13 protein-coding genes are annotated in these 13,862 nt (G+C 51.3%); 3 read left to right on the top strand and 10 right to left on the bottom strand.

Features of this window, described 5'->3' with window-relative positions:
- Positions 1-2 precede the first annotated feature (2 nt).
- From C7A19_RS05120 to C7A19_RS05110, 3 genes are all read right to left on the bottom strand, one after another.
- Complete coding sequence (locus C7A19_RS05120) at positions 3-1,421, bottom strand: bifunctional enoyl-CoA hydratase/phosphate acetyltransferase (protein WP_116644367.1); 1,419 nt, start codon at positions 1,419-1,421, stop codon at positions 3-5.
- Positions 1,422-1,477: 56 nt separating this feature from the next.
- The gene (gene fabI, locus C7A19_RS05115) at positions 1,478-2,251 is read right to left on the bottom strand and encodes an enoyl-ACP reductase FabI (protein WP_069360927.1); all 774 of its coding nucleotides are present in this window, start codon (positions 2,249-2,251) and stop codon (positions 1,478-1,480) included.
- 314 nt (positions 2,252-2,565) lie between these two features.
- On the bottom strand, positions 2,566-3,153 hold the full coding sequence (locus C7A19_RS05110) for a nucleoside triphosphate pyrophosphohydrolase family protein (protein WP_069360926.1): 588 nt from the start codon (positions 3,151-3,153) through the stop codon (positions 2,566-2,568).
- Positions 3,154-3,376: 223 nt separating this feature from the next.
- Here C7A19_RS05110 and C7A19_RS05105 point away from each other — a divergent pair, with 223 nt between their 5' ends.
- Positions 3,377-3,886: an outer membrane beta-barrel protein gene (locus C7A19_RS05105; RefSeq protein WP_069360925.1), complete on the top strand. Its 510-nt coding sequence runs from the start codon at positions 3,377-3,379 to the stop codon at positions 3,884-3,886.
- Here the strand turns inward: C7A19_RS05105 and C7A19_RS05100 are convergent.
- The 6 genes from C7A19_RS05100 to C7A19_RS05075 all read right to left on the bottom strand — a co-directional run bounded on the left by C7A19_RS05100 (position 3,854) and on the right by C7A19_RS05075 (position 8,067).
- The gene (locus C7A19_RS05100) at positions 3,854-4,633 is read right to left on the bottom strand and encodes an NRDE family protein (protein ID WP_116644366.1); all 780 of its coding nucleotides are present in this window, start codon (positions 4,631-4,633) and stop codon (positions 3,854-3,856) included. The genes C7A19_RS05105 and C7A19_RS05100 overlap by 33 nt on opposite strands.
- Positions 4,621-5,169: a DinB family protein gene (locus tag C7A19_RS05095; RefSeq protein WP_116644365.1), complete on the bottom strand. Its 549-nt coding sequence runs from the start codon at positions 5,167-5,169 to the stop codon at positions 4,621-4,623. The genes C7A19_RS05100 and C7A19_RS05095 overlap by 13 nt, the downstream gene beginning before the upstream one ends.
- Before the next feature lie 69 nt (positions 5,170-5,238).
- Entirely contained in the window at positions 5,239-6,351 is a 1,113-nt protein-coding gene (locus C7A19_RS05090; RefSeq protein ID WP_116644364.1) for a D-alanine--D-alanine ligase, read from the bottom strand.
- Complete coding sequence (locus C7A19_RS05085; protein ID WP_069360921.1) at positions 6,348-6,935, bottom strand: VTT domain-containing protein; 588 nt, start codon at positions 6,933-6,935, stop codon at positions 6,348-6,350. Before C7A19_RS05085 ends, C7A19_RS05090 begins: the two co-directional genes overlap by 4 nt.
- 72 nt (positions 6,936-7,007) lie before the next feature.
- Positions 7,008-7,754, bottom strand: coding sequence for an SDR family oxidoreductase (locus C7A19_RS05080; RefSeq protein ID WP_069360920.1), 747 nt, complete (start codon positions 7,752-7,754; stop codon positions 7,008-7,010).
- A 16-nt stretch (positions 7,755-7,770) separates the two neighbouring features.
- A complete protein-coding gene (locus C7A19_RS05075) occupies positions 7,771-8,067 on the bottom strand; it encodes a hypothetical protein (RefSeq protein ID WP_155522545.1) in 297 nt (98 codons plus the stop codon).
- A 92-nt stretch (positions 8,068-8,159) separates the two neighbouring features.
- Between C7A19_RS05075 and C7A19_RS05070 the strand changes: the two genes are divergently transcribed.
- Both C7A19_RS05070 and yddG read left to right on the top strand, forming a co-directional pair.
- Positions 8,160-11,906, top strand: a complete 3,747-nt coding sequence (locus C7A19_RS05070) for an EAL domain-containing protein (protein ID WP_116644362.1) — start codon at positions 8,160-8,162, stop codon at positions 11,904-11,906.
- 155 nt (positions 11,907-12,061) lie between these two features.
- Positions 12,062-12,976 carry an aromatic amino acid DMT transporter YddG gene (yddG, locus tag C7A19_RS05065; protein WP_116644361.1) on the top strand — a complete coding sequence of 305 codons (915 nt, stop codon included), beginning with the start codon at positions 12,062-12,064 and terminating at the stop codon, positions 12,974-12,976.
- A gap of 84 nt (positions 12,977-13,060) precedes the next feature.
- Here yddG and C7A19_RS05060 read toward each other — a convergent pair whose 3' ends face one another.
- Positions 13,061-13,858 (bottom strand): ATP-binding cassette domain-containing protein, encoded by a 798-nt coding sequence (locus tag C7A19_RS05060; protein WP_116644360.1) that lies wholly within the window; start codon positions 13,856-13,858, stop codon positions 13,061-13,063.
- Positions 13,859-13,862 lie beyond the last annotated feature (4 nt).

The following is a 13,862-nucleotide window of genomic DNA, read 5'->3' as shown; positions in this document are numbered from 1 at the left end:
CCCTACTTATACTTATTCAGTGCTTTTCGTTGATGCTCCGCAAGCAACAACGCCAGCGCGCTCGACGCAATACGGGTTAGTGCATCATCGGCACGGCTGGTGAGCATAATAGGCACACGCGCCCCCACCACCACACCCGCGCCGGTGGCATCGGCAAGATAGCTCAATTGTTTCATCAACATATTGGCGGCCTCAAGATCGGGCGCCACCAGAATATCCGCACACCCTGCAACCGGGGAGTCAATCCCTTTGGTTACGCGAGAGTCCTCGGAAACAGCACTGTCAAACGCAAGCGGTCCGTCTAAGATACCGCCCGTTATTTGACCACGTTCCGCCATTTTACACAGTGCCGCGGCATCGAGGGTCGCATTCAATTTCGGGTTAATGGTCTCCACGGCCGACAATATCGCCACCCGTGGATGACTATTGCCAATCGCATGAGCCAGTTCGATGGCATTTTGAATAATATCGCGCTTTTGAGCCAATCCTGGATAGATATTAATGGCGGCATCAGTAATAAATAGCGGGCGCGGGTAGGTCGGCACATCAAAGGCCATCACATGACTGAGGCAGTGCTCAGTTCTCAACCCACCTTCTCGTTTGACCACTTCGTGTAACAATTCGTCGGTATGCAGCGCGCCCTTCATTATCGCCTCACTCTCCCCCGCACGCGCCATGGCCACCGCTTTTTCTGCCGCCGCATGACTATGAGGTGCATCGACAATGTCAAAGTCACGAATATCCAGCTCGGCTTTGTCCGCCGCCGCCATTATTTTGTCGCGAGGTCCGACGAGGGTGGGAATAATGAGCTGCTGTTTCGCCGATGCGACCGCGCCGCGGATCGAGCTATCATCGACTGGGTGCACCACCGCGGTGTGCATAGGATCAGGATGATCGGCCGCGGTTAAAATCGCATGCAATTGCCCGCGCTCGGATAAACGCACTTCAGGTAAAACGGTGCGTTGACGCCGAACTTTTTTGGTGGGGGCAAGGACGCGCGCTTCCCCTTCAATCACGGTATCACCGCGTTGGTTTTCACAGCGACAGGCAAACACAATGTGGTGATGTTTTTCGTCCATTTTATCGACACGAACGGCAACGCGCAGCACATCGCCGAGCATGACGGGGGCTTTGAACGCCAGTGTTTGTCCAAGGTAGACAGTGCCGGGGCCGGGTAGTTTTGTGCCGAGTACGGTAGAAATCAGTGCCCCACCCCACATACCATGGGCAATCACTTCTTGAAAGCGACTGCTCTTAGCAAAATCATCATCCACATGAGCGGGGTTAACATCCCCCGACATGATTGCAAAAAGCTTAATGTCTTCCATGGTGAGGCGCTTTTCTAAAAACGCCTCATCGCCTAATGAAATCTCATCGTACGTCTTATTCTCGATGACTTCCTCGTTATTCGTCCCTGACATGGTGGGCTCCTCAATAATCGATCAAGTCAAAAAAGTGTGTATTAGCCTCGTTGCGCTTAAAACCTAAGGTGATGACCAGCATCAACGTAATGGGTTAGCCCCGTCAACACACGACCGGCATCGGCGCTAAGGTACACCACGGCATGACCAACATCTTGTACGGTTGCCAATCGCCGAAGGGGAGAGCGCGTCTCGCCATCCACGGCCAAGGCTTCAAATTCTTTTAACCCCGACGCAGCACGGGTTCTGATCGGGCCGGGGGAAATAGCATGCACCCGGATCCCTTTTGGGCCTAATTCTGCTGCCAAGTAGCGGGTGGTTGACTCAAGCGCCGCTTTGACAGGCCCCATAAGGTTATAATTATCGACGGCTTTCTCCGCCCCATAATAGGACATGTTAAACAGCGTGCCGCCATCAGACATCAGTGGCTCCGCCTGTTTCGCCATACGGATAAATGAGTGACAAGAAATATCCATCGCTAGCGAGAACCCCTCTCGCGAGCAATCGACCACGCGACCGTGTAAATCATCCAAAGGCGCAAAAGCAATTGAATGCACAACAAAATCAACCCGTCCCCATTTTTCCTTGGCACGCGCAAATAGTGCATCGAGTTGTTGATCGTCCTGCACATCACACAGCATCAGTTCTGGATCGCCCATGGCCGCTTTGAGCGGGGTCACAAATCGCTCTGCCTTGGGTGTGCCATAAGTGACCAGCACATCGGCACCCGCTTGGCTCAGCGCTTGAGCACACCCAAACGCAATGCTGTTTTCATTGGCCAGTCCGGCGACAATGCCGACTTTACCTGCAAGTGAAAAAGGATGTTCCACAATATTCTCCCTACATTGGATAACGACGCGTTCATCGCTCAGAAACCTGAGTGATTACACTAAAACAGACATCATCCACTTTAAATCAACCGCAAACCCTCAACGTAGACTTAAATCAGCGTTAGGTGCAAAAGTATAGAAGAAAAAAGGCCGAGTGACGTGCTAGATAAAAAGACAATTTTGACAATTTTTTATGACAGCCGCGCCTTGGACCACGGCGATAAGAGCTTTCACTCTAATCAGTGTTCTCTTCTCACAACCAAAAACGCCACCGCGCTCAGCGGTGGCGTTTTACACAAGCGAGAAGTGTAGGACTACGCCAACTCGGCCATCACACACTTGGCAAGGTCAGCGGGACGGTAGTAGACCGATTTCATCACCTTGCCTTCACGGATAAGCTTGCCGTCCACACTGACATCGGCGGCACATTTAGCGATGATGCCATCCTCTTTGGGGCTGGCAACGACGTCTATCCCTTTTTGCGCGTAAAACGCTTGGGTATCGGCAAACTCTTGTTGATTGCGACAGACTTTACTCATATTGCTGCTGTGCACCTCATCCCAACAGGTCACAAAATCAACACCTAGGCGCGAGGCGATTTGAAGCAAGATATCAATCATGTAGCTCACTTCGAGTTGTTCCCGATAGCCACGCGACCCCATTTGAACAGCGCGCCCCATCAGCACGTAGACACTATCAACAATAGCGTCCACTTGCTCAACCAGCGAGTCGGCTTCCGCAAGCTCTGTCATCTCTTCTACCGCCAACGCCGTGTGCAAATCATCGGCCTTGTCATCGAGAGAATCTGGATCATTGCAGGGCAGATCAAAGGTGGTGCGAAAGGCTTCAATATCACGGTAAAGGTGGTCGTAGATCGCTTGATTGAGAACAGCAAATTTCATTTATAGGGCCCTTTGAGAAACAAACACGCATGCATTCATGCTGAAAGACAAGGGACAATACAATAGCACTGCTCATCAAGACTTAAAATCGATCCTGATGATTCTTTGTCACCAGACAGCGTTAAAGCACAAATATCGCTCAAGCTTAGTGTACGCGCGCCGCTAACTTCTTATACTGAACCTATGATGTCAATTGCACGCTCGGTCAAAAAGGATAGTTACTATGACCAAACATTTATCGCTCGCCACACTGTGTGCTGGCATGTTGCTGGCCACAACCGCACAAGCGCAAACCTCCCCGCTCAGTATCGGTGCTAGCGCAAGTGTCACCGACGTAAAATACGGCTCTCAAACGGAGACAGGTCACACTTGGGAAGTCAATGGCACCTTACGCGTGACAGATTATACGAGCTTATATACCGGATATGGCGAAACCAGCGCTGACTTTGACAATGAGAATGGCACCGAAACCAAGCTGACTTCATCCTATATTCCGGTTGGATTACAAGTTAACTTTCCCATGTCAATGGGCAATATCTACCTACGCGGTGGCGGCAACTACTATCAAACTGAGTTCGGCACAGATAAAGATATTGGCTGGGGCGCCACAGGCACTGTGGGATTTGAATTACAGCCCACCGTTGGCCCTAAAATGGCGTTTGAATTAACCTATGCTGATAGAGGCGACGCAGAAACCAGTTCAGTCAGTGTCGGAACCAGTGTTGGCTTTTAACGGCGTAATGTTATCGGTCACCAGCGGTAAGTGCGTGACCAATGGCCTGCTAACCCGACACGGTGCACCATCGTAATAGTACATGCTGGTCGTCGCCGAGCTGACGCGAATATGGGTGAAGCTCACCGTGCTCGCGTCATCTCGGTGCATACAAACAGATAAGCTACCTAATACAGGTTCGTGGCTACGATGATACTGGATTAAGTCGTGCACGGAAGGGCTCGCGTGCAGGCTTGATGCCAATAGCGCTGAGCGGGTTCGACGCGCATCATCCGGTACCACCGCAGACGACACGACAGGTGGCACACACTCAATACGCTGTAAGGTTTGCCCATCCCAGTGCCACGCCTTTGGGACCGGGCACCCAGGTGGCGTTCCAATTGGCGAAGCGGAACGAAACACCAGCAAGTTAAACGGTGAGAAATCCGTCATTGTATGCGCAGAGACGATGTGCCCAACTTGGGTTAAGTCACGTGCTCGGGCCACGGATTTAACCAGCTGACCCCGACTGCGCTTGGGCACAACAGACGACTGACCTTGATAATCATTTAACAAACAGACCAATAGTCCATGCTCATTCGCCGCTATCCAGGTTCCCATCCCATCAGGATCAATCGGCATGAGCACGCGTGTCCCCGCGATTTGATAAATTTTCGGCGGTATTGCACGGCTTCGACCTCGTGCCTCATCACGGTTAAAACACAGCTCAAACCCTTGCTCCGAGGTTAACCATGTCAGCGTGCACATTGATGTTGCTCTCGCTGATAACTTGCTGTCGCGGCGGCGATGCCAATCTCTTTATCCAACACTTCGCCCAGATCGTGGGCTGCTGTGCGCATCATAGCAAAATGGTGAGTGGCATGACTGGCCACTGCAATCAATTCACGCATTATGGTTGAGGGGGTCGTCACTGTGTTGGAGGTATATAAGGTGACTTGTGTCGATACGTTTATAGACTGCTTGAGTTGTTGATCAGACAGCGTGTGCAACCAGCTGGCTATGGCTTGCCATTCAGCTTGGGCAAGGGATTTATCGGTTTCTACACGATGGCCTCGCCGGCGTTCATCTGCATCCATGACGCCACTGCCCTCTCCTTGGTGTAAGGCCCAATACATATCAAGCGCATGACGCATATGTTGGCCAATGGTGCTGGTAAACCCATCAGCCTGCATACGGCTATAAGCTTCGTTCGTGACACTCGCTAGTAGCTGCTGTGCCTGATAAGCCACATCCAGGTTACCACGAATAATCGCACTATCTGCTTTGGTTAGACTCGAATGCATACCCTCACCTTAGTACATATTACGGCAATTTGGCGCCATCATCTTCATACAAGCAGATGTCATGCCGTTTTAGTCCGTTCCTGGGTATTGCTTCATCCAGCGCCTTTCTTGATACCAGGCGCGTAGCAAAGCAAACACAGAAGGTGGTTGGTGCCCCCGCAATCGCAAGCATGCGCCAATATGGTACAAATGCCGATATTGGTGCAGAAGTGCTCTGATGGCCTGAAAATACCCCCCTTCACTATCCCAAATATGCGCTGGCTCGCTGCTCGCCCCGTTGACCTCGACAATACACAGCCCCTTTCCTTGTTGTAACGACGCAATATCGCGAAACTTGATATCAAAGCGGCCGAAATAAAAGCCATCAATATCTTTCGCAATGGTATCGATTGTCTCTGTGAGCGCTGGGGTGATCCAAGCCGAACCATTTTTGAAAATGGCACCACGACAATGACTGCCCGAAAAGGCTAACGGAATGCGTGTACCGGCCGGAATGACCTCTTCAAGCCGATGGAGGTGACGATGATGATAAAGATGGCCACGCACAGAAGCGGCATCATGGTGTTGGATAAGCGCGGCTAAGGTGCGCTTACCATCACCGATCACAGCGGGCAAGTATTTCAACCCGAGGGAAAATATTTGCCCCCTTTCCTCGCCGGGATAGCGAATATAGAAAACCCCCGCTTCCGCGTCGAAAGGTGCCAATGCTTGGAAAATAATGTCTCTGTCGGGTGGAAATGTGCGGATATAGGCGAAGAGCTTTTTTTCCGTATCAATGCGCTGAACACCAGCCCCTCGACAGCCTTTGTCCGGCTTAGCCACCAGCGGCATAGTGATACCGGCCTTCGCAAGTTCGGCAAGTAGCGTTTTTTTAATGCTGGGGGTGATGGCATTGGGCCGCGTCCATCGCCAATAGGCAGCGATGTATCGTTGCGCCGTGTCGCCCGCTTGAGCAAACACCTCTGATTTAGCCTCACCCACCATTCCAGAAAGGGAGATCCCTGGGTTGGCAATCAATGGCAATGTCAAACTGCGATAGTAGAGGCCAAGCCCGATTGATTGAACCACGACGGGCGTGTAGAAACACCACGCCGGCAGAAACTCAAACCAGCCCAACGGCCGTGAAACAGGGTAATTGGGCATGCCAGCTTGACCGATGAGCATCATCGAGGGCTTTGTCATACCGAACCTTTTGCGGGGGTTAACAATGCGCGACGACGAAGAAAACGATTCATCAGCACCAACGCGATAACCGCAATAGCAAAGGCCCACCCAGTGAGCTGTTTCTCTGCTAGCCATTCACTGTGCTCAATGGTGAATGCCCCCCAAAAGATCACGCCTGTCCAACAGGCGGTGGCAATCCCCACGGACAATAAAAACGTACGAAACGGGATAAAAAGAAACCCACTGAGGCTGTAGGTGACCGTTCTAAGCCCGGGAATAAAGCGTATAAGAAACAGGTTTAAAAAAGCATGCCGACGCAACAAGTGGCGCGCGTCACGGACGCCTTTTAGCATTAACAGACGGGCACGTAAACGCCGGTAGCGTCGCGCGTACCGGCCCAGTAAGAATAGCGCGATATCACCACTGGCAATACCAATAAAGATAGCCAGTAACGCCATAGGCCAGGCTAATACCGCTTGAACAGCAACAAAAGCGGCCAGCGCGATCGCACCATCTTCAAAGACATACGAAGCAAATATAATCACAAAAAATAAACCCAGTGACGGTAAGGTCGCCAAACTGGGTATTATGTTCTCAACCATTGGCTTTCTCCTCCTTATTAATCATAGACAGAGGAAAACCCAAGTTACTTACAAATTGATGAAAAAACGCGGTTACATCCCCCCCGCCACATCAAATAAGCTGCCTGTCGAGTACGAGGCATTATCAGATAATAACCAAGCAATCATTTCGGCCACTTCAAGGGTAGAGCCACCACGCCCGAGTGGAATGTTATCCGCTACGCGGGCGACACGATCCGGCTCACCGCCTGCGGCATGCATATCCGTATCGATGGGTCCTGGCCGTACCGCATTCACACGAATACCTTCACGCCCCACTTCTTTAGCGAGCCCCATGGTCAAAGTATCAAGGGCAGCTTTGGTGGCTGCGTAGTCAACATATTCATTGGGCGATCCGGTTTTTACCGCTGCGGAAGATACGTTGACAATCGCGCCACCGTTCCCGCCGCGGGACTGCGCCATGCGGTGTACCGCTTCGCGGCAACACAAAAAGGCACTGGTGACATTCGCTTGGAACATCGCGTTGATCCGCTCGGCATCCATACTGCTCACCGCCGACTGTGGCAACATGATCCCCGCGTTGTTAACCAGTGCAGTGATATTTCCCAAACGGTTGTCTGCTTCGCTAAATAAGCGCTTCACGCCCTCTTCGCTCGACACATCCGCCTGAACCGCAATGGCATTGACACCAATCGCTTGAAGTTCATCAACAAGCGCAAAAGCAGATTCACTGTTGCTCAGATAATTGATGCAAATGGCATAGCCACGCTGTGCCAATAGTTTTGCCGTCTCACGGCCAATGCCGCCACTTGCCCCGGTTACAATCGCAACTGGATTCATTGCTACTCCTTTTCGCTTAATCCGCCGATACCGGTGGATAATACCCCATTCTCACTGCGCCCCAATGTTGACCTGCAACGAAAAGAGGGACAGAGAGATCATGCATTACCTCACCGGTATCGCGCTTGTAGGTCTGCAGCAACATGGTATCAGTATGTTGACCGCAACGCCTACCTGTTCGGTCATCAAATAAGCGTTTAGTCCGGTTTCCGGTGATATCTTGCGCATAATCGCCGGTGAGAGGCTGGCAAAAGCGCTGATTATGCGTGGGGACGTAGCCATGGTTGTCATTGGCAATTACATAAATCAGCACCGGCACAAATAGCGGAAACGCAATAAACGTCGTTAATTCTTAGGAAAAATGCGCTAAGCTACGGCTAGGTCATTGTAAGTAATGGGAGAGCCATGCTCCGCGGTCAACGAGTGCGTCAGGCGATTCACGCCTTTTTGGTATTGATGACAACTAGCTTCTCGCTGGTGTGCTTTTCTTTAGCTGTCATTCCTGAAAGCGAAGAGTTTGCCGTAATCTGGTATGTCTCAGCGGCCGGCGCATTCGGGTTTAGCTGTTTTCCTCGTTACGCGAGACTCTTCGCCGCCGTCGGTTTTTTTGTTGGTGTTTACTGTGCAGACACACTCATGGGGATTTCCGCGTCGCTCAGTGCCAGTATGGCCGCCGTCAACACCGCGACGGCAAGCATCGGTTTTGGAGCTTATCGTTTAGTGCGTAAACGTTACGGTGATCCCCTCGAGAGTATGTGGCCTTTCATCCGAGGACTCGCTCCCACTCTCTTTTTGAGTCCGCTAGTGGGTGCGATATTTGGCGCCAGCGTTCAATCAGCGGGCACCAACCAACCCTTCGATTATCTTTTACTTCGCTGGTTTATTAGTGAGTTTGTCGGTTTTGTCGCCTTATTCCCTTTATTGCTAGTTATTAAAAAGCATCTCAACCATGGATTTGATGAGCCATTAACAAGGCAAGGCACATTTGGGACCTCTTTGATCACCCTATTTGTAGGTGCATTCCTTGTTATCATCCTCTTACTGACTCTTTCCCCTCACCCGTTTTTAGTACTGACTGCCCTATTTGTATTGGCCGCAACGTTGCAAAACCGCTTGATTGGCTTAGGCTGCATCGCACTGACACTCTTTAGCTTTGACATTTTGTCTGCCCTTGGCGCACTCACATTTCAAGTGAGCGCGGACCAAAAGGCTTCACTGTCTCGGATGGCAATGGCAGCCGCGGCCATGGGCACCGGCGTGGTGATGACACAGCTGGCATATAGCTATCGCCGTCATCAGCGGCACCACATTGAGCAGCACTCGCTGCTCACACAAGCCATGCATAACTCATTGATTGGGATGGCGATACTTGATCCCAGAGGTATTATCCAAGATGCCAATGCCAGTTTGTCGCAGTTTTTTGGCTGTGAGCGCCACGTGCTACTCGGCTCGCATGTGTCTTTGTTCACACGAGAACAAGACCAATCGTCGCTGAGGGATTATTTTAATGATCTGATCATGGGCCATTCTGACAATAAGCGATTGGAAAAACGCTTTGTGCGCGTGGATGGGGAGATAGTATGGGGACGCCTCTCCGTCACCGCGGTGCGGGATAAACACGCTGAGCATGTCACTCACTTAATCAGCCAAGTCGAAGATATTAACGCCCTCAAAGCAGCACAGCGGGAACAAAAACGTTGGCTTGAGCGTTGGCGTTTTGCCCTCGATATCAACAAACTTGCCGTCTTTGAGCTCAACGTTGATACGGGCGCACTCTTGTTTTCTGGGTGGTCAGCGCCTTTGCTCGGCATCAATGCCAAACAGATACGCACCTACCAAGACTGGATCAGTCGCATACATCCAGATGATCGCGCCGCCTGGGAGCAATCTATGCGCCTGCTGGTCGACAAACACACCGATAGGATGGTGGAGGTATTCCGGTTTAAAAATGATGCGAATGCCTATCGCTATCTGCGTCAATCGTCGGCACGGCAAACGGGGGAAGAAGCCGAAACCGTCTTGAGTACCGTGATTGACATCACGGAGCAGTATCTGACTAACCGGCAAACAGACACCTTACGCCGCCGCCTAGAAGCCGCGACAAAAGCCGCCAATATTGGTATTTGGGAGTATCACGTTAATGAAGACAGACTAGAATGGGACGCACAAATGTACCGCCTCTACGATGTCCCCGAGGCCGAAGGCCGTGAAACACTCGCCAGCTGGCAGCAACGGCTTCATCCCGATGATGCAGAGACCATCAACCAAACACTTAAGCATGCCCTCAAGCATCATCAACGCCTGGATACCCAATTTCGTATCATTGATAGCCAAGGACGCATTCGCTACCTCCGTGCCCTCGCCAGCTTACAGATAGATGATAATGGCAACACCGTAAGGATGATCGGTGCCAATTGGGACAATACCGAAATCAACGAGCTTAACCACGCACTGGCCCAAGAGCGTGAACAGCTTGATGTGGTGATGAACTCTATCAACGATGCGGTGATTACCATCGACGATCAGGGCAACTTGGCCTACCTCAACAACACCGCGCAGTGGCTTGTTGCCAATGATAGCGTGCTACCACTCGGCCAACCTGTAGACACCGTTTTCGAGCTGTATAAAAACCAACAACAGGTGCTGCTTTCTAGCTTTAGCAATCAACAGACAGAGACCTTTTTTGAAACACAAATACAAGATGCCTATCAATTAGTGCTAGCCAATGGTAAGCGTGTGTATGTATCGGTGGCTGTGTCTCCGCTGAACAATAACCAAAACGGTGAACACGGGTATGTGTTTGTGCTGCGAGACGTATCGGATGAGCATGCGCTGATGGCACAGTTAGACTACAACGCCAATCATGATTCGCTCACGCAGCTACCCAATCGCCGTGCCTTTGAAACCCTGATGGAAAATCACTTGTCCCGCGAGAGTCAGTCGCCTTCCGTGCTAGCCTTTATCGATTTAGACCTTTTCAAAATCATCAATGACTCGGTCGGCCATCACGCCGGTGACGAAGTACTATGCCAGGTATCACAAGCCTTAGCCGATAACATACGCAGTGATGATGTGGTGGCGCGTTTGGGCGGCGATGAGTTTGCGTTGCTACTCACTCACTGCAATATGCGTGATGCGAAGCATACGATCGCCGACTTAATCAAACAGCTTGAACACTTGTCTTTCTCCTATGGCGAGCGCATTTTTGCCATCAGTGCCAGTGTGGGGTTAGTGGATGTGAACGATGCGACGTTAACGCTCTCGGATTTGATGAGTCGCGCCGATGTGGCGATGTATGAGGCCAAGTCGTCGGGACGCGGGCAGATAATGGATTACAACGATATCTCAGGAACCGCACAAGGACGCCACAGTGACATGCAAATGGTGGGGAAAATTACACGGGCACTGACTGAAAACCGCTTTGCGCTCTACGGTCAACAGGTCGCCCCCGCACAAGGGCCTGTGGTTGAACACTGGTATGAACTGTTAATACGCATGATAGATACCGACGGCCATATTATGAATCCGGGGGAATTTATTCCTGCTGCGGAAGCCTTTGGTTACATTCGTGATATCGATGGCTGGGTAGTGAACTATGTGCTCAATACGCGCGCGGTGGAGTTGGCAGCGTCAGGACTCAGGTTCAATATCAACCTCTCAGCCAATTCAATCAGTGACCCTAAATTTCAGGCTCAACTCAAACAGCTATTGAGCGCCTCTGTCTTCCCTGCCGAGCGATTGTGTTTCGAGATCACTGAATCAGCCCTCATTAGTCATTTAAACACAGCGGTCTCCTTTATTGACGAACTACGCCAATATGGCGCACATGTCGCGCTAGATGATTTTGGCGCCGGCCTCTGCTCATTTCATTACTTAAAGCTGTTCAATGTGGATGTGGTCAAAGTCGACGGTCAATTTGTGGCTAACCTCACCGACCGAGAAAACAAAATCGATCGCGTCATCCTGGAGTCCATCGTCAGCATCTGTGACACTATGGGGTACAAAACAGTGGCGGAATGGGTCTCCGACGAAGAAAAACTGGCCTGCGTGCAAGAAATTGGCATCCACTACGTGCAAGGGTTTCTTATCGACCACCCAACACCACTCGATACACTGCTTGCAACACCTAATCTCACACCGCCGAGTCACTGACGGCGCTCGACGATCACCGACTATCGTTTTACTTTCTCGCCTAGTATGCAGGTTGCTTACGACATTGGGCGTACAGTGACACAAGTCATCGCATGCGCCGTTGCACTCGCCCAATAAAAAAGGCAATTTAGAGGTTTTATTTGGACGCCTGCCTCATGAACCGATATACGCTGGCCGGATGCGGCGCTATCCTGCTTTGGAGCAGCAATGTCGCCTTTATTCGCCATGTTACCGAACTGCTTGGGCCACTCGGTGGCGCAGCGGCGATTTATACCCTGGCTGCCTTCTGTTTGATTGGCGTTGTGGGTCTACCCAACCTCCGGGAGTTTCCACGCCAATATTTAGTTATCGGCGGCGTTTTATTCGTGGTGTATGAACTGTGCTTGGCCTTATCACTGGCTTGGGCGAATACCCGCACCCAAGCAATCGAAATGGGGGTGATCAACTACCTCTGGCCGTGCTTAACCGTCTTGTTTTCGGTTATTTTGACCCGTCAGAAGGTGAGTCTTTGGCTCTATCCTGCGTTAGCGGTCGCCTTTATGGGTGTGGTATGGACAGTAGGAGGGAAACAAGGCGTCTCTTGGTCTCACCTCGTAGCAAATATTCAATCAAATCCGGTCAGTTATATATTGGCGTTTAGCGGTGCGATTATTTGGGCGATATACTGCAATCTCACCAAGATGCGCGCACAGGGTAAGAACGGGATAACCTGGTTTTTCTGTGCCACCGCGGTGACGTTATGGGTGGGCTACCTCGTCTCTGACGCACCCGCCATCAGTCTATCATGGCAAATCAGCGGCTATGTGCTGCTCGCTGGACTTGCCATGGGAGGCGGTTACGGGCTTTGGAATATTGGCATTCTCAAGGGCAATTTGATGGTCTTGGCCACCTTGTCCTATTTCATTCCTATCTTATCGACCTTATTGTCGGCCGTGTTACTTTCGACTTCGTTGACGCTCACCTTTTGGCAAGGCGTGGCCATGGTCACATTTGGCTCACTGGCCAGCTGGTGGCTAACGCGTGAGCCCGTAAAAGCCGCCAGTAGACGTCAACAAGTGAGCGCTCAATGACGCCTGAACGCCGTCATTATATGAGGCGTGGCGGCGAGATGACACAGGCGACCAGCCTCGAGTGGCGGCTAGTCGCCGAGAAAGTTAGGACTCGATGGCGGCCATCGACGGGGACGTCGTCGCGACGCCATAATACAGACAAATGCGCTGCCCGTTTATCTCCTCCACTTCAAAATCAATCTCGTAAACCTGCTCCATGATGGGTTTAGTCACAACATCTTTTACTCGACCACTGGCAACAACCTCACCCGCTTTCATCGCAATCATGTTATCGGCATAACACGCACTAAAATTAATATCGTGCATCACGACCACGACCGCCTTGTTGTATCGGTGTGCCAACTCTCGTACCGTTTTCATGATCGCCACAGAATGACGAATATCGAGATTGTTGAGTGGCTCGTCGAGGAAAACATAGTCAGTGTTTTGCGCGACCACCATGGCAATGAATGCCATTTGCCGTTGGCCACCACTGAGCTGATCAATAAAGCGATCTTGCAACTCTGTTAGCCCCAGCTGCGCTAACGCATCGTCAATCATGGCATTGTCTTGTTCGGATAGCCGCCCTTTGGAATGGGGAAAGCGTCCAAACGCCACCAGTTCACGCACCCGGAAGCGCATATTGACGTTGTTTGCTTGACGCAACACGGCCAGCCTTTTTGCTAATGCCTCATTGCTCCATTCGCTGAGCGGTTTATCGCCAATCAAGACTTCACCCGCATCACTGTCTGTCAGCCGGCTCGCCATCGACAGCAGCGTACTTTTCCCCGCCCCGTTAGGGCCGATGATAGCGGTCACTTTACCGAGGGGAAACAGAGCACTGGCTTGATTTACCACCTGTGTTTGGCCGTAAGCTTTCGATAATCCAATTAATTCAATCATAATG

Origin of the sequence: Salinivibrio sp. HTSP (assembly GCF_003390965.1) — a bacterium.
GTDB classification, from domain to species: Bacteria; Pseudomonadota; Gammaproteobacteria; order Enterobacterales; family Vibrionaceae; genus Salinivibrio; species Salinivibrio kushneri.
The sequence above is the reverse complement of the archived record's forward strand: the minus strand, read 5'-3'. Positions and strand labels throughout refer to the sequence as shown.

Excerpts from the sequence above, each read along its gene's own strand:
- C7A19_RS05120 (WP_116644367.1), bottom strand. The coding sequence starts at position 1,421 with ATGTCAGGGACGAATAACGAGGAAGTCATCGAGAATAAGACGTACGAT.
- C7A19_RS05080 (WP_069360920.1), bottom strand. The coding sequence starts at position 7,754 with ATGAATCCAGTTGCGATTGTAACCGGGGCAAGTGGCGGCATTGGCCGT.
- C7A19_RS05085 (WP_069360921.1), bottom strand. The coding sequence starts at position 6,935 with ATGGTTGAGAACATAATACCCAGTTTGGCGACCTTACCGTCACTGGGT.
- C7A19_RS05110 (WP_069360926.1), bottom strand. The coding sequence starts at position 3,153 with ATGAAATTTGCTGTTCTCAATCAAGCGATCTACGACCACCTTTACCGT.
- C7A19_RS05105 (WP_069360925.1), top strand. The coding sequence starts at position 3,377 with ATGACCAAACATTTATCGCTCGCCACACTGTGTGCTGGCATGTTGCTG.
- yddG (WP_116644361.1), top strand. The coding sequence starts at position 12,062 with ATGAACCGATATACGCTGGCCGGATGCGGCGCTATCCTGCTTTGGAGC.
- C7A19_RS05100 (WP_116644366.1), bottom strand. The coding sequence starts at position 4,633 with ATGTGCACGCTGACATGGTTAACCTCGGAGCAAGGGTTTGAGCTGTGT.
- C7A19_RS05060 (WP_116644360.1), bottom strand. The coding sequence starts at position 13,858 with ATGATTGAATTAATTGGATTATCGAAAGCTTACGGCCAAACACAGGTG.
- C7A19_RS05090 (WP_116644364.1), bottom strand. The coding sequence starts at position 6,351 with ATGACAAAGCCCTCGATGATGCTCATCGGTCAAGCTGGCATGCCCAAT.
- C7A19_RS05070 (WP_116644362.1), top strand. The coding sequence starts at position 8,160 with ATGCTCCGCGGTCAACGAGTGCGTCAGGCGATTCACGCCTTTTTGGTA.
- C7A19_RS05095 (WP_116644365.1), bottom strand. The coding sequence starts at position 5,169 with ATGCATTCGAGTCTAACCAAAGCAGATAGTGCGATTATTCGTGGTAAC.